Source organism: Pelomonas cellulosilytica (assembly GCF_021353265.1).
In the GTDB taxonomy this organism is placed as follows: Bacteria; Pseudomonadota; Gammaproteobacteria; order Burkholderiales; family Burkholderiaceae_C; genus Pelomonas; species Pelomonas cellulosilytica.
Genome location: NZ_JAJTWU010000010.1, coordinates 42,534 through 61,789, shown reverse-complemented (window position 1 = coordinate 61,789; position 19,256 = coordinate 42,534). Strand labels below are relative to the sequence as shown.

Here is a 19,256-nt window from a genome sequence, read left to right as displayed (position 1 = left end):
GTAGAGGACTGCGCCGTGTCCAGCAAGGGCAGAATCATCCGCATGCAACGCCTCGCCTGCGCCCTTCTCGCCCTGCTTGCCACCACCACCAGCCGGGCCCAGCCCGACGACCTGCAGGCCATGCTGACCGAGGTCAGCCCCGCGCGCATCGAGGCGCGCATCCGCAAGCTGGTGTCGTTCGGCACGCGGCACACGCTGTCCGACATTGCGTCCGACACTCGCGGCATCGGCGCCGCGCGGCGCTGGATCACGAGCGAGCTGCAGGCATGCGCCAAGGCCTCCGGCGGCCGGCTGCAGGTCGAGGAGCAGAGCTTCATCGAGCCTGCCGGTCCGCGCGTGCCGCAGGCCACCGAGCTGGTCAACGTCGTCGCGACGCTGCCCGGCCGCGGCGCCGGCAAGGCCCGCACGCTGGTCGTCAGTGGCCATTACGACTCGCGCAACAGCGATGTCATGGATTCGCTCGGCGAAGCGCCCGGCGCCAACGATGATGCCTCCGGCACTGCCGCGGTCATGGAGCTGGCCTGCGTGATGGCCGGCCGGCAGTTCGACGCGACGCTCGTCTTCATGGCCGTGCCCGGCGAGGAGCAGGGCCTGCTCGGCGCCGCGCAATGGGCGCGCGAGGCGCGCGCGGCCGGCGTCAATGTCGAGGCCATGATCACCAACGACATCATCGGCAGCTCGCGCGGCGATGCCGGTCAGCACGACGCCAGGCGGCTGCGCCTGTTCGCCGACGGGCTCGACCCGCTGGTGCGCCTGCTGACCCAGGCCCAGGCCAACCGGCCCACGGCTGACGCGAAGACGCTGGCCGCCATGCAGGCCGAGCTGCTGCCGCTGTTGCAGGCCGGCGGCAACGAGGACCTGCCGACGCACCAACTCGGCCGCCACCTGAAGGCCGCGGCCGAGGCGGCGATGCCTGGCTTTACGGTGCAGCTTATCCAGCGCCGCGACCGCTACCTGCGCGGCGGCGATCACATCCCCTTCCTGGAGCGCGGCTACGCGGCGGTGCGTTTCAGCGAACCGTTCGAGAACTTCGCGCACCAGCATCAGAACCCGAGGACTGAAGGCGGCACCGTCTACGGCGACCTGCCCGAATTCGTCGACTTCGCCTATGTGGCCGACGTGGCCCGAGCGAATCTCGCGGGCCTGGCCACGCTGGCCTGGGCGCCTGCGCCGCCGAAGGGCGTACGGCTGGACGCCAGCGGGCTCACCAACGACTCGACGCTGGAGTGGACCGCCAGCGACGACCCGGAGGTGGCGGGCTACCGCATCGTCTGGCGCGATACCGACGCCGCCACGTGGCAGCAGTCGAAGGACGTCGGTCGCGTCACGCGGGCGACGTTGCCGATCTCCAAGGACAACGTCGTGTTCGGCGTGCAGGCGGTGTCAAAAAAGGGCTATGCGGGCCTGGCGAGCTACCCGCTGCCCAAGCGTTAGCCGTTTCGGCGCTGCTGGACGACCTCGTTCGGCCTTGGCGTCCGCCGTTCAGTCGTCGTGATGGTGATGCCCGTGACCACGCCCCGGGCCGGGCCCGTGGTCGCGTTCATGCCCGTGCCCGTGCCCATGTCGCCCGGGCTCGTCCCGCCAGCCGGGTTCAGCGCGTACGACGACGTTGCGCTGGTACCAGCCGTCGTCGACGAAATACACCGGCGCACCGCAGGCGCCGTAGCGCTGGCACTGGTGGCGCCAGTCGCGGCGGTGGCCCGGTGGCACCCAAAGGTAGACCGGCTCGCGATAGACGGGCCGGCCGATGACGACCGGCTGCTGCGCCACCAGCACCGGCTGCGGGTAGCGGCCGATGTCCACGCGGCCGTAGACGCCTGGCTGGCTGAAGCCGATGGATACGGCCACGTCGGCCGCACGGGCCGCGGGCAGGGTGGCCAACCCGAGCAGTGCGGTGACGATGCAGCGGCTGGTGAACGTGTGGTGGCGGTTCATGCGGGACCCCTTGTTGTCATGGGTGTGAATTGAACGTGGTCTCCCCGTCGTCGTTGGCACCCGCGCGGTAACAAATCGCAGAGGCGGTCTCGTCCTACACGACCGGCGGGGGGCGAGCCGGCAAGCTGTCGCCGACCTTTGGCCTGGAGTATTTCGATGAGCGACCCCCAGCCCGTGGCCGCCATCGAGCAGGCCCTGGCCCAGAACGCGCGTTTCCTGGACCGCTGCAGCCGGCTGGCCGGCGTCGGGGCCTGGGAATGGCAGGTCGACACCGGCGCGCTGGTGTTGTCGGACTCGGCCTGCGAGCTGCTGGGGTTGCCTGCTGGCCGTGTGCCGACGCTGGCTGCCGTGCTGGCGCGCTTCGGCCCGGACGGGGCGGCCATGCTGGACGCGGCGCTGCATCTTGCGGCCACCGAGGGGCAGGGCTGGGAAGTTGAATTGCCGTGTGACGCCGACGAGCAGGGGCCGCGGGTGTTGCGCGTGGCCGGTGAGTGGGACGGCGGCGCACGCCGTGTCGACGTCGTGATGCAGGACATCACCGAGGCCGCCGGCCTGCGTGCAGACCTGGAGCGCACGCTGGAGCGACTGGCGCTGGCGACGCATGGCGGCGGTATCGGCGTGTGGGACCTCGATGTCGCGACCGGTCAACTGGCGTGGGACGATGCCATGTGGCGCCTGCACGGCGAGGTGCCGCGCGGCCAGCGGGCGACGGTGGCCGGCTGGAGGCGGCGCCTGCATCACGCGGACCGTCATGCGACGCTGCGCGTGCTGCGCGGCGCCCTGCGGGACGGTGCGCCGTTCGAAGGTGAATGGCGCATCGACTGGCCCGATGGCACGGTCCACGTGATGCGCGGTTCTGGCCGGGCGCTGCGCAACGGCGATGGCCAGGCGCTGCGTCTGTCCGGTGTCTGCTGGGACGTCAGCGAGGAGCGCCGGCTGCAGCAGCAGCTGGAGGAGCAGCACGAGTTGCTGGAGGTGACGCTGCAATCCATTGCCGACGCCGTGCTGACGACTGACGCGCAGGGTCGAGTCACCTGGCTGAACCCGGTCGCGCAGCGGCTGACCGGCTGGTCGGCCGACGAGGCTCGCGGCGAGCCGGCCGGCCTCGTGTTCGTGCCGCGGCGCGAGGACGATGGCGACGTGCTGCCCGACCCGGTGCAGGCCTGCCTGGCCAGCGGCCAGCCCGCGCAGTTGCCGGCCGGCGCGATGCTGCTGAGCCGCGAAGGCGAGCTGCGCGCGGTGGACGACTCAGTCGCGCCCATCCGCGGCAAGGCGGGCCAGGTACTGGGCGCCGTGCTCGTCTTCCGCGACGTGACGCAGCAGCGTCGGCAGTTCGACGAGATCCGCTGGCGGGCCAGCCACGACGGCCTCACGGGTCTCGTCAACCGGGTCGAGTTCGGGCAGCGCCTGGCGCGCACCTTTGAGCGAGCCAAGCGCGATGGCAGCCATCACGCGGTGCTGGCGTTCGACCTGGACCGCTTCAAGCTTGTCAACGATCACTGTGGCCACGCCGCCGGCGACGAGGTGCTGCGCCAGGTCGCGCAGCGGCTGGAGGCTGGCGTACGCGGCCGCGACACGGTGGCGCGGCTGGGCGGCGACGAGTTCGCCGCCATCCTGGAGAACTGCTCGCCGGATGAGGCGCTGCATGTCGCGCAGAAGCTCTGCGATGCGCTGGACCAGTATCGCTACAGCGACGGCGCTCAGAGCTTCCGCATTGGCGCCAGCATCGGCGTGGCGCCGTTGGACGGCCGGTGGCCGTCGGCCGAGGCTGCGCTGCGCGAGGCGGATGCCTGCTGCATGCTGGCCAAGGAGCAGGGCCGCAACCGGGTGCGCGCGTGGTCGCAGGACGATGCGACGCTGCGCGCCCACCGCAGCGAACACCGCTGGGCGACGCGGCTGCAGCAGGCGCTGGACGAGGACCGTTTCGAGCTGGACCTGCAGCGTGTCATGCCGGCGCAGGGCGACGAGGACGACGGCCGGCTGCGCGGCGAGCTGTTGCTGCGGCTGCGCGAGCGTGACGGCACGCGCGTGCCGCCCGGCGCCTTCATGCCGGCCGCCGAGCGCTTCCACATCGCGCCGCGGCTGGACCGATGGGTGCTGCGCCAGGCCGTGACGCTGCTACAGCGCGAGGGGCCGGTGGAGATCGCGTCGCTGGCCGTCAACGTGTCGGGGCTGACGCTGCAGGACGCCGCCTTCCATGACGAGGCCCGGTCGCTGCTGCAGCAGCTGGGCCGCGAGCGCGCGTCGGCGCTGTGCCTGGAAATCACCGAGACGGCCGTCATCACGCGGCTGGCGGATGCGGCACGTTTCATCACGCAGATGCGCGCACTCGGCGCGCGCGTGGCGCTGGACGACTTCGGCGCCGGGGCGTCTTCGTACAGCTACCTCAAGGCGCTGCCGGTGGACCTGCTGAAGATCGATGGCCAGTTCGTCCGTGCGCTGATGACCGACCCGCTGGACCAGGTGGCCGTGCGCAGCTTCGTCGACGTGGCACAGACGCTGGGGCTGACCACGGTGGCGGAATGCGTCGAGACGCCCGACGTGCTGCTGGAGTTGGTGCGGCTGGGTGTCGGCGAGGTGCAGGGCTTCCTGCTGCACCGGCCCGAGCCGGTCGCGGCGCTGCTGGCGATGCACGAGTCGGCGTCGGCCTGAGCGGCCCGTTCGCCGGACTCCCGGCTCAGCGGCCCCTGGGGGCCGGCTGCTGGTCCGCGCTCGCGGACGGGCCCGCCAGCAACGCGACGGGGGCGGTGTCTGGCTCGGAGACCGCCGGCGTCTCGCGGCCGTCGGCTACCGCCCGCAGCGACACCTGCAGGCCGCGAGAGAGTTGATCCTGCCAACCGTGCAGCGTCTCGCCGGCGTCCTGCATGGCCAGGCTCAGTTGCTGGTCCAGCGGTCGGGGATCGTCGATGGCGGCCACGCCGGCGCTGGCCAGCAGTGCACCCGCGGCGATGACAGCCAGCACCAGGCGCAAGCGGTGGCGCTCGCGGGGGGAGCGGACGTCACCCTGGGCGTGGAACAGGCGCAGATGCGGCATGTGGGCATGCCAGCCCTCCGCGTGCAGCGATTTCGGAAATTGCATGGGGCCCTCCTTGCTCACGGTCCGGGCCGCCCTCTCGGGCCCGGTGCGCCAGTGTGAGGGCGGCCCTAGCGGCGGCCTGTCGGCGCCAGCAGCCTCGGCGTGTAGGAGCTCAGGCGGGCGTGTCGGCGTCGGGCGCGGCCGCGGCTTCGGCCGGCGGTGGCGCCCGGTAGGGCAGGCGGGCCAGCACCAGCGTGCCGCGGCCCGGCGCGGACAGCAACTGCAGCGTGCCGCCCAGGCTCTCGATGCGGTAGCGCATGCCCAGCAGGCCATGGTGTCCAGCGCCGACGGCCTCGGGGTTGAAGCCCTGGCCGTCGTCGCGGATGTGCAGCTGCAGCCAGCCATCGGCCTCGCCCAGCGACACGCGGACATGCCTGGCCTTGGCATGGCGCAGGATGTTCGTCAGCGCCTCCTGCACGAGGCGGTATAGCGCCAGCCGGTCGGCCTCGTCGCTCGGGGCGTCGTTGAGCTCCAGGCTGAGCTGCAGGCCCGAGCGCTGCTCGAACTCCTGCGTCAAGATCTCCAGCGCCGGTACCAGCCCCAGGTTGGACAGCGCCGAAGGGCGCAGGTCCTCGATGATGCGGCGCTTCAGCGCGATGCCCTGGTCCAACAGCTCGCTCATGTGCTTGAGTCGCTCGTCGATGTCGACGGCTGTCTTCGTCATGCGGCGGATACGGGCCACGTCCAGCTTGGCGGCCGTCAGCAGCGCACCGAGCTCGTCATGCAGCTCCCGCGCCAGGCGGGCGCGCTCGTCCTCGCGCACCGTCTGCAGGTGGCGGGCCAGCTCGGTCAGCTCGGCGGTGCGGCGGGCCACCTCGCGGTCCAGCCGGTCGCGCTCCAGCGCCAGCTCGTCGGCGTGCTGGCGGCGCGCCTTGTGCAGCGCCTCGTTGCGGCGCAGGAAGATGGCCAGGCCGAACAGGCTGAGCAGCGTGAGCCCATGGACGCCCAGGCGGCCCCAGGTCAGCGAGCGGTAGACGGCGTCCCGTTCCTGCGCGATCTGCGCGAGCTCATGGCGGTCCAGCTGGGCGACCGCGTCGCGCACGGCCTGCATCTTCTCGCGGCCGATGTCGCTTTCCACCAGCCCCTGCCAGGCCGGCGTGTTGCCCTCGCGGTAGAGCTTGATGACCAACTGCAGCTCCGACAGCTTCTCGTTGGCGCGCAGGCTGGCGTCCTGCACCAGCGCGGCCCAGTCGCTGCTTTCGTACTGGCCGCGCAGGCTCTTCAACACGGCGGGCAGTTCGCGCTCGGCCAGCTTGACGGGGGCAAGGTAGTCGTCGCGCCCTGTCAGCAGGAAGCCGCGCTGTGCGGTCTCGGCGTTGGTCAGCAGCTCGCGCAGGCGCAGCCCTTCATCCCGTGCGACGTGGCGGGCCTGTGACTGAGCGAGCGCCTGGTCGGCGCCCCAGAAGGCGGCCTCGCTGACGCCCATGACGGCGGCGGCGGCCACCGCCGCCAGCACGACGGCGACGCCACGGTTGCGGGCGGCTCCTTCAAGCCAGGGGTCCAGATGACGCAGCACCGTAGGCCGCTCAGCTGGCTGCGGCAGCGGGCTGTTGAGCAGTGCCATCGTCAGCCAGCTCGGCGCAGTAGGTGATGAGGTCGTCCAGCTCGCGGCTCTTGTCGAACACGCGTTCGGCACCGAGGCTGGCGCAGCGCCGGCGCATCTCCTCGGTCGCATAGTTGGTCAGGACGACGCGGCGCGCGCGCACGCCGAGCTTCTGCGCGGCCTGCAGCACGCCCAACCCGGTCCCGGAGCGCAGGAAGACGTCCACGATGAACAAGTCTGCGTTGGCGTCGGGGTCGCGGCTCATCCAGCGCACTGCGCCGGCCTCGTCGGCCACGGAGCCCACCACCTCCACCTGCGCCAGCTCTTCAAGCGTGGCGACCAGGTTCTCCAGGATTACCGGGCTGTCCTCGACGATGAAGGCTTTCAGTACTGGCATGGCCCGACGGCAGCGGTATGGCGTGATGGGGTCAAGTATGAACTGCTTCGGCCTCTGCCCGGCAGCGCGGGCAAGCCGTTGCGCTGTAGGAATTGTCCTAGGCGGAATGCCGGGCCCGGCGCCGAGACGCCAGGCCCGCGCCCGTCACGGACGCACGGCGATGTCGTTGCGCACTGCGACGACGCCGGAGGTCTCGCGGGCCAGCTTTTCGGCCACGGCCTTCTCGTCGGCGTTCTTGGCGAAGCCCGACAGCTGCACGGTGCCCTTGAGCGTTTCGACGCTGATGGACATGGCGCTGACCGTCGGGTCGGCAGCGAACTTGGCCTTGACGCGCGTCGTCAGCGCAGCGTCGTCAACGTAGGCGCCGACGGTTTCCTGGTTGCGTGTGACGGCGCAGCCGCTGGTGGCCGCCAGCGTGGCGACGAGTGCGGAGGCCAGGGCGAGGGTCAGGACGGGTTTGTTCAGCATGGTTGTGCTCCTTGTTGGCTGCGGCCCACCCGGGCCGTGGCCGGACTATCGGAGCGACGCGAGTGCGCCGGGATAGTCCCCCGGGCAGGCTGCTTGTCGGACACGGCTGTCATCTACGTAGGACGCCGGCCTAGGCGCCACCGCCGTGCGGGCTGCTACGCTGGGCTGTCCAACATCACAGGCCCCCACCATGATCCGCATCGGCATCGTCGACGACCACGCCATTGTGCGCACCGGACTGCGCCAGTTCCTGTCCGACCATGTCGACCTGCGCGTCACCGGCGAGGGCGGCAGTGGCCACGAGGCGCTGGACATGGCCCGCAAGGGCGAGGTGGACGTGCTGCTGCTGGATATCTCCATGCCCGACCAGAGCGGCGTGGATGCGCTGGCCGCCATCAAGGCGCGCTTCCCGGAGCTGCCCGTACTCATCCTCAGTGGCTTCCCGGAAGCGCATTACGCGACGACGCTGTTGCGCCAGGGGGCGGCCGGGTACCTGAACAAGGAGTGCGACCCGGAGGAGATTGCCAACGCGATCCGGCTGGTGGCCCGCGGCCGCCGCTACATCAGCCCGGCCGTCGCCGAGCAGCTGGCCGACAGCGTTGTGGGCGGCAGCGCGTCCGGCACGGCGCCGGACAAGCCGATGCACGAGGCGCTGTCGGAACGCGAATTCCAGGTCTTCCTGCGGCTGGCCCAGGGGGAAACGGTGGGCCACATCGCCGAGGCGCTGTTCCTGAGCGTCAAGACGGTCAGCACCTACCGCACCCGTGTGCTGGAGAAGCTCAAGCTGCAGACGAACAGCGACCTGACCTACTACGCACTGAAGAACGGCCTGATTCAATAACGCCCCTCTGCGGCGGTGTCGCCAAAAAGACAACGGGCCCCCGCGGGCCCGTTTCTCGTCGTTTTGGCTTGGGGACCGCCGTTCAGGACGGCGAATGCGGGCCGGCTTCGGCGGAGGCGTCGTCCAGTATCCACGGCTGCGCGGATTCGTAGCCCAGCACGGGCTCCGCGGTGGGCGACGCGGCAGGGCCCCACCAGCGCGTCAGCGCCGCGAAGAGGGGGCGGTTGTTGGCGCCGGGCTGGGCCAGCTCGGTCAGGGTGGTGGGTTCGCTCATATCACCTCCGTGTCGTGTTGGGCTGGGCAGCAGCATCGCGGCGCCCCTGACCGGCCCGGATCAGCGGGCGGCGCCTCGGCGTGTCGGAGAAGGCCGACAGGCCGCCCGCTCGCCGTGCGGCGGGCGAGGGCGAGGGCGAGGGTGGTCAGGCGAGCGAATCGGCCAGCAGTTGCGCGGCCTGCGGCACGGCGTGCGTGCCGATCAGCCGGCCGTCGCCGCCGAAGCGGGTGGCGATGAAGGCATCGGCGGCCGCGGTGCTGGCCTGCTCGCGCATCAGCACTGCCTGCGCGCACAGCACCAGGCCCTGCGCCACACGGCGGGCCTGGGCCTCCAGCGCAGCGGCGTCCCCCGCCAGAAGCTGTTGCAGCGCCCGGGCCTCGACCCGTACCGGCGCATCGGGGCTGGTGGCCAAACCATCGAGCAGCGCCAGTGCCGTGTCGGGGTCGCGGGCGATGGCGCGCAGCACGTCCAGTGCCATCACGTTGCCCGATCCTTCCCAGATGGAGTTGACGGGCGCTTCGCGATACAGCCGCGCCAGCACGCCGTCCTCCACATACCCGTTGCCGCCCAGCAGTTCCATCGCCTCGCCAGTGCACTCGATGGCGCGCTTGCACACCCACAGCTTGGCGGCCGGCGTCATCAGCCGCTGCCAGCCGTGATCGCCATTCGGACCGCGCTCGAAGCCCTCGGCCAGCCGCAGCATCAGCCGCATTGCGGCCTCGCTCTCCAGCGCGAGGTCAGCCAGCACCGTCTGCATCAGCGGTTGCTCGGCCAGATGTCGGCCGAACGCCATGCGCTCGCGTGAGTTGTGCAGCGCTTGCACGAAGCCGGCGCGAAGCAGCGCGGCGCTGCCGATGACGCAGTTCAGCCGCGTGTAGCCGGCCATCTCGACGAGCGTCGGGATGCCGCGACCCTCGTCGCCTACGCGGCGGGCCCACGCGCCGTGGAACTCGACCTCGCTGCTGGCGTTGCTGCGGTTGCCGAGTTTGTCCTTGAGCCGCGTCACTTGCACCGCGTTGCGCGCACCGTCCGGTGTGTAGCGCGGCAGCCAGAAGCAACTGGGCCCCGACTCGGTACGGGCCAGCACAAGGTGGGCATCGCTTGTCGGCGCCGAGAAGAACCACTTGTGGCCCGTGACGAGGTAGCTGCCGTCGGCCTGCTCGGCGGCCGTGGTCGCGACGCGGCGGAGGTCTGAGCCGCCCTGCTTCTCGGTCAGTCCCATGCCGACCCAGATCGACGGCTTCTCGGTCATCGGCAGGTCGCGCGGGTCGTGTTCGTGGCTGAAGAACCTGTCACGCAGCGGCGCGAACAGCTCGGGCTGGCGCGCCAGCAGCGGGATGGCGGCCTGCGTCATCGTCGCCGGGCACAGGCTGCCGGCCTCCACCTGGCCGTGCAGGTAGCAACCGGCCGCGAACGCGGCCCAGCGGCCCGGCGTGTCTGTGGCAAACACGTCGGCCACCAGGCCCTGGCGGCGGTACATCGCCAGCAACGCGTGCCAGGCGGGGTGGAAGTCCACCGCGTCGATGCGCCGGCCGCGAGCGTCCAGTGGCCGCAGCTGCGGGCCGTGGCGGTTGGCGTCGCGCGCGAGCTGCGCGGTGTCTGCGCTGCCCAGCTCGGCGCCGTAGCGCATCAGCGGCTCGACGGCCTGGGGGGCGGCCCGGCGCAGCGCCGCCAGCAGGGCCGGGTCACTGCCCAGCAGGTTGTGGCCGACCCATTCGTCGACCAGGTTGTCATCGGTGGATGGCATGCGGCACCTCCGTGGGCCATGGTGCCACGGCGGCGATCTCGACGGCGTCAGTCGGTGAGGCCGGGCTCGGCCATCAACCGGCCCTTGCCGGCGCTGCGGGCTTCATACAGCGCCGTTTCGGCGCGGCGTTGCAGGTCAGGCAGGCCGCGGTCTCCCGGCCGCAGCCGGGCCCAGCCGGCGCTGAATGACACCTGCAGCCCCAGCGCGCCCGGTGCCCCCTGCGCGACGGCCTGGCGCAGCCGCGCGTCAAGCGCCCGCGGACCCTCGGGCAGGCAGCGGGCCATCAGCACGCCGAACCGCTCGTTGCCGAGGCGGCCGGCCAGGTCGCCCAGGCGCATCTGGGCCTGGATGCAGCTGGCGAACAGCGCGAGCGCGCGTTCCGCGGTGTCCAGCCCCTGTTCGGTGGCCAGCGCCTCGAAGTCGTCCAGCTCCATGACGACGAGGGCCAGCGGTTCGTCGTAGCGGCGGGCCATCGAGATGAGGTCGACCGAGCGCCTCGCGAAGGCGTCGCGGTCGATGAGGCCGGTCAGGCCATCGGTCTGCGCGAGCCGGGCCAGCTCGGCCTCGGCCTGGCCGCGCCACGCGAGCAGCAGCATGGGCAGCACCAGCAACAGCGCAAGCTGACCGGTCAGCGCCAGCAGCAGGTCAGGCCAGGGATGAGGCTGGCCCCACAGCGTGGCGCCGGCCCGCAGCAGCATGGCCATCAGCAGCGGTACCACGGCGGCCAGGCCTAGCAGCCGCCAGCGGCGCGTGTGCAGGCCGTGCAGCACGGTGCTGCGGCCGGGCAGCGTCAGCGCCACGCCCAGCCACAGCAGCTGCGCGCCGATCAGCGCATCCGCCAGCCCCTGGGCGTCGCCATGGTCGCCGGCCAGCACGAGGTGACCCACCGCCACGGCGACCGGCGCCGCCGCCATCGCCCGCTGGCCCGGTCGCGGTGTGAGCCACAGGCCCAGCCCCTGCCACAGCGCCGACAAGCCCAGGCTGACGAAGCCAAAGCCCAGGCTCTGCAGCAGCGGCGACGCCTGCCGCGGCGGGCCCAGGTCAGGGTGCAGCAGTGCCAGCCCCAGCGCCAGCGCCGTCATGCCGATTTGCGCCCAACGGCCACCGGCGTTCTCGCCGCGCCAGCCGATCAACGTGATGAGCACCAAGGCCGCGGCCAATGCCTGCATCGGCATCAGCGCGAAGACGGCCTCGGTGAAGCTCATTTCTTCAACGGGATGGCCGTCTCGCGCGGCACCGGCACGGCGGTCACGCTGTTCTTCGGCGAGCCGTCGATGAGCCGGTCGGAGTAGGTCAGGTAGACCAGCGTGTTGCGGGCCGGGTCCACCATCCGGACGATGCGCAGCTTCTTGAACACCAGCGAGATGCGCTCGTTGAACACCTCCTCCTGCTTCGCCAGCGGCTGCGCGATGGCGATGGGGCCGACCTGGCGGCAGGCGATGGAGGCCTCGGCCTTGTCCTCGGCGATGCCGATGGCGCCGCTGATGCCGCCCGTCTTGGCACGCGACACGTAGCAGGTGACGCCCTGCACCTTGGGGTCGTCGTAGGCATCGACAACGATCTTGTGGTCCGGCCCGATGAGCTTGAAGGCGGTGTCGACGGAACCGACGGGTTCGGCGCGGGACAGCGCCGTGACGGCGAGCAGGGCGAGGGCGGCGTACTTCATCGGGCCAGTCTAAAGCGCACAGGCGCCGGCCGGCGTTGGCACCGGCGTCTGGCGGCCGGTGAAGCGGGGCGCTTCCGGGCGGCTGGTGTCGAAGTGGCTGAGATGGTCGCTGCGCTGGTTGCAGACATACAGGTGGCGGCCCACCCGGCAGGCGCTGCGCGGGAAGCTGCCGTGCACCCAGTGATGGTCGACTACTCGCGGTGCGCGCGGCTGCGCCAGCGACACGACCGCCAGGCTGTCGTGCAGCCGGTTGAAGGCGTAGAGATGCTGGCCGCCGGGCGCCAGCAGCAGGCCCGACGCGTGGCTCGTGCCGGCAAAGCCTTCGGGCAGCACCGACACCTCATCCAGCACCCGTGCACCGTCGTCGCTGAAGGCCACGGTCGCCAGCAGGCTCGCCTGCTCCTGCAGCACGTAGACGAGGCCCGGCTGGGTCGGGTGGCAGACGAAATGGCGCGGACCGCCACCGCGCGGCAGCGCGACGGCATGGCGCGGCGCCATCGGTATCTCGGCGGTCAGCGGCCAGACGAGCAGGCGGTCGCGGCCGAGGTCGGTGCCCAGTAGCCAGCGGCCGTCGGGGCTGATCTCGATCATGTGGGCGTGCGGCCCCTCGTGCCCTCCCAGCGCGAAGCTGCCGGGCGGCCGGCGCGTGGCCTGAGACGCGTCCGGCCCGCAGGCGCCCTCGGGGCAACCGAGCCAGCTCTGCGCGGCGCCTAGCCGGCCATCGCCCTGCATGGCCAGCGCGGCGAAGCGGCCGTCGCTGTAGTTGGCCACCCACAGGCGACCGGCGCCCAGCGACATCTGCGCGGGGCCGTGGCCGCCGCTGGGCAGGCGCTGCAGCAGCGCGAGCCGGCCGGTGGCGTCTGCAGCGTAGACGGCGACATGGTCGGCGCCTTCCTCGGCCGCGTAGACGCGCTGCGCCGTCGTGTCGGCCACCAGCCAGCTCGGGCTGCCGGGGTTGGCTGTCAGGCCAACCGGTGTCAGCTCGCCGTCCGGGCCGATGGTGAAGCTGTAGATGCCCTCGCCCTGCGGGGCGTAAGTGCCGACGTGCAGGCGGCGCGGTGGATTGGCGGCACGGGCAAGGGGCTGCATCAGAGCGGCGGCAGTCAGGGCGAGCAAATGGCGGCGGTGCATCGGTGGCGCGTGGGGTGTGGCGGCGGCGCCTTGGCTCGGCGCGGTTGCGGCATCGTTCGGAGCGCGATCATCGCGCCTGGCCGTCGCCGTTCAGCAGTTCTCGTACTTCCAGTTCCGCGACTTGCCCTGCGCCAGCCACTCGACCGCCTGCGCGATGCGCTTGGCGCGCGTGTCCTCGCGCTTGGCCTCCAGCACCCATTCCAGATAGTCGCGCTGCTTGCCGGGCGGGAAGGCGTCGTAGTGCTGCTGCGCCGCGGCCACGCGGCCGAGCGCGGCAGCGAAGTCATCGGGCATCTGCAGCGTCGCACGCGGCTCGCGGCCGGGCTTCTGCGCCCGCGGCGCCCCCGCCTGTAGCAGCGCGGCGGCGGCCTGGATCTGCCGGCGCAGCTCGGTCGAGGCCGGCAGGTCGGCATTGCCGGTGATGCGGCCGAAGTCGCCCATCGCACCGGACTGGCCGTCCATCCCTCCTTCGCGGCGCCAGAAGCCGAAGGCGCAGTGCGCCTTGAAGGCCGACATGCCGCACAGCAGCTTGTCGTCGAGCATGAAGTGCGGGCGGCTCCACTTCATCGTTTCCACCACGGCAGGGCAGGCGGCGTGCACGTCGCTGCGTAGGCGCTGCAACAGCGGCTGAGCGAAGGCCGGTGCTGCGGCGATGTAGGCGTCGATGCGGGGATCGAGCGTGGGCATGGAGGCAGTCTAGACTCGCCGGCCGTTTTGGCCAGCCCTTCGTCGCCCGTGAGAACCCTGCTGATCCTGCTCGCCGCGCCGCTGATTGCCCAGGCGCAGGTGCCCGGCCTGACGCTGGAGCAGCTGCCGCGCCCCACCATGCCGCCCGGCGAGCGGGGGCCGGTCGTGCCAGCCCAGGTGGAGCGCTGGCGTCAGGAGGCCAAGGCGCTGGAATATGGCGATGGCGTCAAGCGCGACGAGGTGGCCGCCGCCAAGCTCTATTGCCGCGCAGCCCGTTACGGCGACGCCGAGGCGCAGTACAGCCTCGGCTGGATGCTGACCAACGCCCGCGGCATCCAGCGCAACGATGCCGAGGCGGCCCACCTGTTCGCCGCCGCGGCGGAGCAGGGCATGGAACAGGCGCAGAACATGCTCGACAGGATGGGCGGCACGCCGCTGGGAGACCCGCCGCCCTGCCTGCGTCCCCCAGAGACGGATCCGCCCGTGGCCGTGGCTCCGGCGCCTCCACCGTCACGTGGCGTCAAGCCGGCGTTGTCGCTGTGGGCCACGCTGCCGCTGCCGGCAAGCGCGCCGCCGGCCATCGTCAATTACGTGAAGCTGGTGGCGCCTGAGTACCAGCTGTCGCCAGCGCTGGTGCTGGCCGTCATGGCGCAGGAATCCAACTTCGACCCGCTGGCCGAGTCGCCCAAGCGCGCGCAGGGGCTGATGCAGCTCATCCCCGAGACGGCCGCGCGCTTCAACGTCGTGCGGCTGCGCGACCCGTCGCAGAACATCCGCGGCGGCATGGCCTACCTGCGCTGGTTGCTGGCGTACTTCGAGGGCGACGTGCAGCTGGCGCTGGCCGCCTACAACGCCGGCGAAAAGGCGGTGGACCGCTACCTGGGCGTGCCGCCCTATGCCGAAACGCGGATGTACGTGCGCCGCATCATGGCCAGCGTCGGCGGCCAGCGGCTGCATCCGTTCGACGCCAAGGTAACCGAGCCGTCGCCGATGCTGCAGCGCGTGAAGGCGGCGATGCAGGCGATCCAGTCGCGTTAGCCGGCCACAAGCCACGCCATGACGTCGCGTACGGGCAGCACCTCCACGCCGTCCTTGAGCGGATAGCGGCGCGCCACCGGCGCGACGACGGCAGAGCGCTCCGGCTGGAGATCGGCCAGTGCCTGCCAGAAGCCCCTGCCCACCTGCGGGGCCGCGGAGAACTTGACCTCCAGCCCTAGGCGCCGGCTGCCCCGCTCGATGACGATGTCCAGCTCCGTGCCGGCCGCCGCGCGGTAGTAGCCCAGCTGCGCGTCCGGCATCGCCTCGGCCACGGCCGTGGCGACCTGCTCGACGACGAAGCCTTCCCACGACGCACCGACGATGGGGTGGCCTTGCAGCGCGTCCAGGTCCTGCAGGCCAAGCAGTGCATGCACCAGGCCGCTGTCGCGCACGTAGACCTTGGGCGACTTGACGAGCCACTTGCCGAGGTTGGGCAGCACGGGCTTTAGGCGGCGCAGCATCAGCGCGTCCACAAGGGTGTCGAGCTAGCGCGCCACGGTCGTGGCGCCTGCATGCGCCAGAAACGTTGCAGGCTCTCGGCGGCGACCTTGACGCCCATCTGCGCCAGGTCGCGCAGCAGGAAGCTCTCGATGAAGTCGCGCTGCCACGCAAAGGAGTCGACCTCATCGGCAGCCAGCAGGCTCAGCGGGAAACCGCCGCGCAGCCACAACTGCTGTAGCGTGCCGAGGTCGTCGGGCTGCTCCAGCGCCAGAACGGGGGGGAAGTTGCAGGTAGCTGATGCGGCCTGCCAGGCTCTCGCTCTGCTGCAGCAGCTCTCCGGAGGCCGATCCCAGCAGCAGGAAGCGGCTTGGCCGCCGGGCGCCATCGATCTCAGGGCGTAGCGCGCTGAACAACTCCGGCATGAGCTGCACTTCATCCAGCACGACGAGTTGGTCTCGGTGTCGGGCGAAGAAGAACTCGGGTTCCGCCAGTTGGGCGCGGTCCGAGGCGCGCTCCAGATCGAGCATTACCGCACCGGGACGGCTGGCGGCCACGGCCTGGGCCAGCGTGCTCTTGCCGACCCGGCGTGGGCCGAGCAACAGCACCGCGGGGGATCGCGCCAGGCGCTTGTCGAGCTGAGCCTGCGTGCGGCGGTCAATCACCCTTGCAATTTGAGCGTCAAGCGCTCAATTGGCAAGGTTACATGCTCCGCCGGTACTGCCCGCCCACCTCGAACAGGGCATTCGTGATCTGGCCCAGGGAGCACACTCGCACGGCGTCCATCAGCACGTCAAAGACGTTGCGGTTCTCGATGACGGCCTGCCGCAGCCGCGCCAGCATCGCGGGTGCCTCGGCGGCGTGGCGCGCATGGAAATCCGCGAGGCGGGTGAGCTGCGACTGCTTCTCCTCCTCGCTCGAGCGGGCCAGCTCGATGTGCTCCGGCACCGGATCGCCGTGCGGATTGCGGAAGGTGTTGACGCCGATGATGGGGTATTCGCCGGTGTGCTTCAGCGTCTCGTAGTGGAGGCTTTCCTCCTGGATGCGGCCTCGCTGATAACCGGTCTCCATCGCACCCAGTACGCCGCCGCGTTCGCTGAGGCGCTCGAACTCCTGCAGCACAGCCTCCTCGACCAGCTCGGTCAGCTCATCGATGATGAAGGCGCCCTGCGACGGGTTCTCGTTCCTCGCCAGTCCCCACTCGCGGTTGATGATGAGCTGGATGGCCATCGCGCGGCGCACGCTGTCCTCGGTCGGCGTCGTGATCGCCTCGTCGAAGGCGTTGGTGTGCAGCGAGTTGCAGTTGTCGTAGACCGCGATCAGCGCCTGCAGCGTCGTGCGGATGTCGTTGAACGCAATCTCCTGCGCATGCAGGCTGCGGCCCGAGGTCTGCACGTGGTACTTCAGCTTCTGCGAGCGCTCGTTGGCGCCGTAGCGGTCGCGCATCGCGACGGCCCAGATGCGCCGCGCGACGCGACCGAGCACGGTGTACTCCGGGTCCATGCCGTTGCTGAAGAAGAACGACAGGTTGGGCGCGAAGTCGTCGATATGCATACCGCGCGCGAGGTAGGCCTCCACGAACGTGAAGCCGTTGGACAGCGTCAGCGCGAGCTGGCTGATCGGGTTCGCGCCGGCCTCGGCGATGTGATAGCCCGAGATGCTCACCGAGTAGAAGTTGCGCACGCTGTGATGCACGAAGAACTCGGCGATGTCGCCCATGACCTTCAGGCTGAACTCGGTCGAGAAGATGCAGGTGTTCTGTCCCTGGTCTTCTTTCAGGATGTCGGCCTGCACGGTGCCGCGCACGTTGGCCAGCACCCAGTTCTTGATCTTGGCGGCTTCGTCGGCCGTCGGCTCACGGCCGTTGTCAGTGCGGAACTTCGCCAGGTTCTGGTCTATGGCGGTGTTCATAAACATCGCCAGGATCGTGGGCGCCGGACCATTGATCGTCATCGACACGCTGGTACTCGGCGAGCACAGGTCGAAACCGTCGTACAGCACCTTCATGTCGTCAAGCGTCGCGATACTGACACCGCTGTTGCCGACCTTGCCGTAGATGTCCGGCCGCGGCGCGGGGTCGGCGCCGTACAGCGTCACCGAGTCGAACGCGGTGGACAGGCGCTTGGCGGGCATGCCTTCGCTGACCAGCTTGAAACGGCGGTTGGTGCGGAACGCGTCGCCCTCGCCCGCGAACATGCGCGTCGGGTCCTCGCCCTCGCGCTTGAACGCGAACACGCCGGCCGCGTACGGGAAGCTGCCGGGCACGTTCTCCAGCATCAGCCACTTCAGTAGCTCGCCGTGGCATTCGAAGGTTGGCAGCACGACTTTGCGGATCTTGGTGCCGGACAGGCTACGCGTGACGAGCGCCGTGCGGATTTCCCTTTCATCGGGCATGTTCGGGCGGATCTTCACGACGTACTCGTCGCCGGCGTAGGCCTTGACCATGCCGGGCCAGGCGTTCAGCAACTGGCGTGCGTCGCTGTCCAGCTTGGCGCGGCGTTGGTCGGCCAGGTCGGCCAGCGCGATGCGAGCGCCCTGCTTGTCAGGGTTGGCCGCCTCCAGCATCGCGCGGCTGGCTTCGAGCTGCTGGATCTCGCGAGCGAGGGCTGCCTGCCGGCGCGCACGCGCCTTGTAACCGCGCACGGTCTCGCTGATGTCGGCTAGATAGCGCACACGGTTGGGCGGCACGATGGGGGTCTGGTGCGTGCTGTGACGCGTGCTGACGCGCGGCAGCCGGCCGTCGGCCAGCTTCAGGCCGAGCGCGCCAAGGCGTTCCCGCAGCGCCTGGTACAGCGCGGTCACGCCGTCGTCGTTGAAGCGGCTGGCTATCGTGCCGAACACCGGCATCGTGTCGGGCGACTTGCCGAAGGCCTCGCGGTTTCGCTGCACTTGCTTCGAGACGTCGCGCAGCGCGTCGAGTGCGCCCTTGCGGTCGAATTTGTTGATGGCGACGAATTCGGCGAAGTCCAGCATGTCGATCTTCTCGAGCTGGCTGGCGGCGCCGAACTCGGGCGTCATGACGTACATCGGCACATCCACCAGCGGCACGATGGCCGCATCTCCCTGGCCGATGCCGGAGGTCTCGACGATGACGAGGTCGAAGCCGGCAGCCTTGGCGGCGGCGATGACGTCCGGCAGCGCCGGCGAGATTTCGCTGCCGAAATCGCGCGTGGCCAGCGAGCGCATGAAGACACGGGGGCCTTGCGACCACGGGCTGATGGCGTTCATGCGGATGCGGTCGCCGAGCAGAGCGCCGCCGCTCTTGCGCCGCGACGGGTCGATGGAGATCAGCGCCACGCGCAGGCTGTCGTCCTGGTCCAGCCGCAGCCGGCGGATGAGTTCGTCGGTCAGGCTGGACTTGCCGGCGCCGCCGGTGCCGGTGATGCCGAGCACGGGCGTCTGGATGTTTTTCGCCCGGATGCGCAGCGTGTCGATCAGGGCGCCATCAGCCCTGCCGTTTTCCAGCGCTGTCAGCAGTTGCGCCAGCGCGCGCCAGGCCGACTCTGTGTGGCCGGTGATGGCCGCCAGATCCTTCGGAGCGTGCACGCTGAAGTCCTGGTCGGCCTTCATGACCATCTCGCCGATCATGCCCTGCAGGCCCATGCGCTGCCCGTCCTCGGGGCTGAAGATGCGCACGCCGATGCGGGCCAGCTCGCCGATCTCGGCCGGCACGATGACGCCGCCGCCGCCGCCGAAGACCTGGATGTGTGCGCCGCCGCGCTGTTGCAGCAGCTCCACCATGTACTTGAAGTATTCGACGTGGCCGCCCTGGTAGCTGCTGATGGCGATGCCCTGCGCATCCTCCTGCAGCGCTGCGGTGACGACCTCGTCCACCGAGCGGTTGTGCCCGAGGTGGATGACCTCGGCGCCCATGTTCTGAAGGATGCGCCGCATGATGTTGATGGCGGCGTCGTGCCCGTCGAACAGGCTGGCGGCGGTGACGAAACGGACCTTGTGGGTCGGTCGGTACTCGGCCAGCGCCTTGTGATGTGCGGCGAGATCGGTCATGGCTTGT

At 70.5% G+C, this 19,256-nt stretch carries 19 protein-coding genes; 4 read left to right on the top strand and 15 right to left on the bottom strand.

Going from position 1 to position 19,256, the window contains the following annotated elements; all coding sequences use genetic code 11:
• Window positions 1–42: 42 nt before the first annotated feature.
• Window positions 43–1,434 carry a M28 family metallopeptidase gene (locus LXT13_RS22970; protein WP_233374647.1) on the top strand — a complete coding sequence of 464 codons (1,392 nt, stop codon included), beginning with the start codon at window positions 43–45 and terminating at the stop codon, window positions 1,432–1,434.
• Window positions 1,435–1,482: 48 nt separating this feature from the next.
• Here LXT13_RS22970 and LXT13_RS22965 read toward each other — a convergent pair whose 3' ends face one another.
• Entirely contained in the window at window positions 1,483–1,935 is a 453-nt protein-coding gene (locus LXT13_RS22965) for a hypothetical protein (protein WP_233374646.1), read from the bottom strand.
• Window positions 1,936–2,091: 156 nt separating this feature from the next.
• Here LXT13_RS22965 and LXT13_RS22960 point away from each other — a divergent pair, with 156 nt between their 5' ends.
• Complete coding sequence (locus tag LXT13_RS22960; RefSeq protein WP_233374645.1) at window positions 2,092–4,587, top strand: EAL domain-containing protein; 2,496 nt, start codon at window positions 2,092–2,094, stop codon at window positions 4,585–4,587.
• A 25-nt stretch (window positions 4,588–4,612) separates the two neighbouring features.
• On the opposite strand, the gene LXT13_RS22955 is transcribed toward LXT13_RS22960, so the two are convergent.
• The 4 genes from LXT13_RS22955 to LXT13_RS22940 all read right to left on the bottom strand — a co-directional run bounded on the left by LXT13_RS22955 (window position 4,613) and on the right by LXT13_RS22940 (window position 7,419).
• Window positions 4,613–5,014 carry a hypothetical protein gene (locus LXT13_RS22955; RefSeq protein WP_233374644.1) on the bottom strand — a complete coding sequence of 134 codons (402 nt, stop codon included), beginning with the start codon at window positions 5,012–5,014 and terminating at the stop codon, window positions 4,613–4,615.
• A 109-nt stretch (window positions 5,015–5,123) separates the two neighbouring features.
• A complete protein-coding gene (locus LXT13_RS22950) occupies window positions 5,124–6,575 on the bottom strand; it encodes a CHASE3 domain-containing protein (protein ID WP_233374643.1) in 1,452 nt (483 codons plus the stop codon).
• Window positions 6,538–6,951: a response regulator transcription factor gene (locus LXT13_RS22945; protein ID WP_233374642.1), complete on the bottom strand. Its 414-nt coding sequence runs from the start codon at window positions 6,949–6,951 to the stop codon at window positions 6,538–6,540. The genes LXT13_RS22950 and LXT13_RS22945 overlap by 38 nt, the downstream gene beginning before the upstream one ends.
• Window positions 6,952–7,095: 144 nt before the next feature.
• Window positions 7,096–7,419: a BON domain-containing protein gene (locus LXT13_RS22940; protein ID WP_233374641.1), complete on the bottom strand. Its 324-nt coding sequence runs from the start codon at window positions 7,417–7,419 to the stop codon at window positions 7,096–7,098.
• Between the two features lie 190 nt (window positions 7,420–7,609).
• Between LXT13_RS22940 and LXT13_RS22935 the strand changes: the two genes are divergently transcribed.
• Window positions 7,610–8,260 carry a response regulator gene (locus LXT13_RS22935; RefSeq protein ID WP_233374640.1) on the top strand — a complete coding sequence of 217 codons (651 nt, stop codon included), beginning with the start codon at window positions 7,610–7,612 and terminating at the stop codon, window positions 8,258–8,260.
• 82 nt (window positions 8,261–8,342) lie between these two features.
• On the opposite strand, the gene LXT13_RS22930 is transcribed toward LXT13_RS22935, so the two are convergent.
• The 6 genes from LXT13_RS22930 to LXT13_RS22905 form a co-directional block, all read right to left on the bottom strand.
• The gene (locus LXT13_RS22930) at window positions 8,343–8,534 is read right to left on the bottom strand and encodes a hypothetical protein (RefSeq protein WP_233374639.1); all 192 of its coding nucleotides are present in this window, start codon (window positions 8,532–8,534) and stop codon (window positions 8,343–8,345) included.
• A gap of 145 nt (window positions 8,535–8,679) precedes the next feature.
• Complete coding sequence (locus tag LXT13_RS22925; protein ID WP_233374638.1) at window positions 8,680–10,281, bottom strand: acyl-CoA dehydrogenase family protein; 1,602 nt, start codon at window positions 10,279–10,281, stop codon at window positions 8,680–8,682.
• A 47-nt stretch (window positions 10,282–10,328) separates the two neighbouring features.
• A complete protein-coding gene (locus tag LXT13_RS22920) occupies window positions 10,329–11,486 on the bottom strand; it encodes a GGDEF domain-containing protein (protein WP_233374637.1) in 1,158 nt (385 codons plus the stop codon).
• Window positions 11,483–11,947, bottom strand: coding sequence for a CreA family protein (locus tag LXT13_RS22915; RefSeq protein WP_233374636.1), 465 nt, complete (start codon window positions 11,945–11,947; stop codon window positions 11,483–11,485). The genes LXT13_RS22920 and LXT13_RS22915 overlap by 4 nt, the downstream gene beginning before the upstream one ends.
• 9 nt (window positions 11,948–11,956) lie before the next feature.
• On the bottom strand, window positions 11,957–13,036 hold the full coding sequence (locus LXT13_RS22910; protein ID WP_233374635.1) for a lactonase family protein: 1,080 nt from the start codon (window positions 13,034–13,036) through the stop codon (window positions 11,957–11,959).
• Window positions 13,037–13,168: 132 nt separating this feature from the next.
• The gene (locus LXT13_RS22905; protein WP_233374634.1) at window positions 13,169–13,765 is read right to left on the bottom strand and encodes a YdeI/OmpD-associated family protein; all 597 of its coding nucleotides are present in this window, start codon (window positions 13,763–13,765) and stop codon (window positions 13,169–13,171) included.
• A 48-nt stretch (window positions 13,766–13,813) separates the two neighbouring features.
• Here LXT13_RS22905 and LXT13_RS22900 point away from each other — a divergent pair, with 48 nt between their 5' ends.
• Window positions 13,814–14,803, top strand: coding sequence for a transglycosylase SLT domain-containing protein (locus tag LXT13_RS22900; protein WP_233374633.1), 990 nt, complete (start codon window positions 13,814–13,816; stop codon window positions 14,801–14,803).
• Here the strand turns inward: LXT13_RS22900 and LXT13_RS22895 are convergent.
• From LXT13_RS22895 to icmF, 4 genes are all read right to left on the bottom strand, one after another.
• The gene (locus LXT13_RS22895; protein WP_233374632.1) at window positions 14,800–15,264 is read right to left on the bottom strand and encodes a DUF4143 domain-containing protein; all 465 of its coding nucleotides are present in this window, start codon (window positions 15,262–15,264) and stop codon (window positions 14,800–14,802) included. The two genes, LXT13_RS22900 and LXT13_RS22895, sit on opposite strands and share 4 nt — an antisense overlap.
• Window positions 15,264–15,473, bottom strand: a complete 210-nt coding sequence (locus tag LXT13_RS29030) for a hypothetical protein (RefSeq protein WP_419964705.1) — start codon at window positions 15,471–15,473, stop codon at window positions 15,264–15,266. Before LXT13_RS29030 ends, LXT13_RS22895 begins: the two co-directional genes overlap by 1 nt.
• Window positions 15,427–15,798: an AAA family ATPase gene (locus LXT13_RS29025; protein ID WP_419964706.1), complete on the bottom strand. Its 372-nt coding sequence runs from the start codon at window positions 15,796–15,798 to the stop codon at window positions 15,427–15,429. Before LXT13_RS29025 ends, LXT13_RS29030 begins: the two co-directional genes overlap by 47 nt.
• Window positions 15,799–15,943: 145 nt before the next feature.
• Window positions 15,944–19,249 (bottom strand): fused isobutyryl-CoA mutase/GTPase IcmF, encoded by a 3,306-nt coding sequence (icmF, locus tag LXT13_RS22885; RefSeq protein WP_233374630.1) that lies wholly within the window; start codon window positions 19,247–19,249, stop codon window positions 15,944–15,946.
• Window positions 19,250–19,256 lie beyond the last annotated feature (7 nt).